Origin of the sequence: Apibacter sp. (assembly GCF_025291155.1) — a bacterium.
In the GTDB taxonomy this organism is placed as follows: Bacteria; Bacteroidota; Bacteroidia; order Flavobacteriales; family Weeksellaceae; genus Apibacter.
Genome location: NZ_JAMBJZ010000145.1, coordinates 1 through 2211 on the forward strand (window position 1 = coordinate 1; position 2211 = coordinate 2211).

A 2211-nucleotide genomic window follows, 5' to 3' on the forward strand; every position below is an offset into this window, starting at 1 on the left:
TCATTGATATTCCTATATATTGTATGTGGCAGGCAATAATATTATAAAAGACAATGATTAATTGCAAATTATTTGATAAAAGATATAATTTTAAGGAATAGCTTTCTCCAAATGTACAATAAATCGATATATAATTGACTGACCTATTCTAAAGTTGATACCATTTTAAAAATGACAGCACTGGAGTAGAGTAGGATTGTAGAAATTATAGTTACTCTGTTTGCATTGTATTAATTGTTATATTTGGCACCTCTAATTTAAAAACAATTGGAACAATGAAAAATTTATTAGAAAACATCAACAATCTGATTGCAGATTTTCAAAAAGATGCAGAAATGCAAGTAGAAAATGGCAACAAGGCAGCCGGAACTAGAGCCAGAAAAACCTCTTTAGCTATCGAAAAAGCTCTCAAAGAATTTAGAAAGCTCTCAATTGAGGATTCAAAGAAATAATAGAGATTATTTAAGTAGAAAAAGGTTATTCCAAGCATTGGAATAACCTTTTAGTTTTTATGGTTTGTAATAAAATATTAATCTACCTTCATAACTAAATAGCTATTTGTATCTATAAAAATAAAGTAGATTAGGCATATCAGTTTTTACAAAATTTATATTTAGTATTAAAGATTGAAAATCAATCTAATATTATAAAATTGAAAAATATATCAATAGTATTTGGATTTAGTCAATATTTAAAATAAAAGAATCAGTTTATAAATTATAGTATATTAGGTATATATAAAAAGTCCTAATAAAAATTACCAGGACTTTAAAATTATTATTTTTATAACTTTATTTAATTAATATAATCTGAGTTTTTATAAAGATAAAGGCTCTTATAAATTAAATTTTATGCGCAGATTTTTTAATAAATAATTAGTAAGTTAAGACTTATTTGAAATTAAAATAGTTTCTGCTTTGGTATAATCAAATTCATTTTCTCTTCTGGCAACTATGATAGTGGCAGCTGCATTACCTATTAAATTGGTTAATGCTCTAGCTTCACTCATAAATTTGTCAATTCCAAATATTAAAGCGACAGCTTCTACAGGAACATGTCCAACCACCGGCAAAGTGGCTGCAAGGGTAATAAATCCACTACCAGTAACACCAGCGGCTCCTTTAGAAGTTAAAAGTAACACCAAAAGAAGAGTTATTTCCTGTTGTAAGTTCAAATGCATATCCAAGGCTTGTGAAATAAATACAGCAGCCATAGTAAGATAAATGGAGGTTCCATCCAAATTGAATGAATATCCGGTAGGAATTACCAAGCCTACCACCGACTTAGAACACCCTATTTTCTCCATTTTACTCATTATACCCGGCAAAGCAGATTCTGAAGAAGAAGTTCCTAGAACAATTAAAAGTTCTTCTTTAATATAGCGTATAAATTTAAAAATATTAACTTTATTGTAATAAAGAACTGCACCGATTACTCCGCATATAAATACAATACAAGTTAAATAAAAACATAGGATCAACATTCCTAAGTTACTTAATGCATTTAATCCGTATACGCCTATTGTATATCCCATAGCTCCCATAGCACCTAAAGGGGCCAAATACATAATTATTTTAATTATAGCAAAAAGCCCATCTAGAAAAGATTGCAATACGGATAAAACCGGTTTAGAGGCTTTAGTTCCGATTTTAGTCATGGCAAAACCAAATAAAATCGCAAAAACTAAAACTTGCAATAAATTATTTGAAGCTATAGAAGCAATAACGTTTTCTGGAATCATATCTAAAATAAATCCTACAATTCCATGATCTTCTTTGCTTTTTTCTATATAAACGGACATAGATGAAGAGTCCAGAGCATAAGGATCTACATGCATACCATCTCCGGGTTTTAATACATTTACGAAAATTAAGCCGATTATTAAGGCTATTGTTGTCATAATTTCAAAATAAACAATAGCTGTTAAACCAACCTTACCAACCTTTTTAGTATCTTCCATGCCTGCAATTCCAAGTACAATAGTGCAAAAAATCAAAGGTCCTACAATCATCTTAATTAGCTTGATAAATCCGTCCCCCAATGGTTTCAGCATTTCACCGAGTCCAACACTATGTTGTTTGACACCATTAACTACAGTATCTTCACTCGGGAAAAAATAGCCTATAAAAATACCTATAATTATGGCGATTATAACTTGTACGTAAAGACTTTTTAGTATTTTCATTATGTTTTATTTTATTGAGGTGAGTA

2 protein-coding genes are annotated in these 2211 nt (G+C 29.4%); one reads left to right on the top strand and one right to left on the bottom strand.

Annotation, left to right across the window (positions count from 1 at the left end):
• The first annotated feature begins 275 nt into the window (after positions 1-275).
• Positions 276-452, top strand: a complete 177-nt coding sequence (locus tag M3Z80_RS09600) for a histone H1 (RefSeq protein ID WP_293919394.1) — start codon at positions 276-278, stop codon at positions 450-452.
• 431 nt (positions 453-883) lie between these two features.
• Here the strand turns inward: M3Z80_RS09600 and dctA are convergent, their stop codons facing one another.
• Positions 884-2185, bottom strand: coding sequence for a C4-dicarboxylate transporter DctA (dctA, locus tag M3Z80_RS09605; protein WP_293919395.1), 1302 nt, complete (start codon positions 2183-2185; stop codon positions 884-886).
• Positions 2186-2211: the final 26 nt, after the last annotated feature.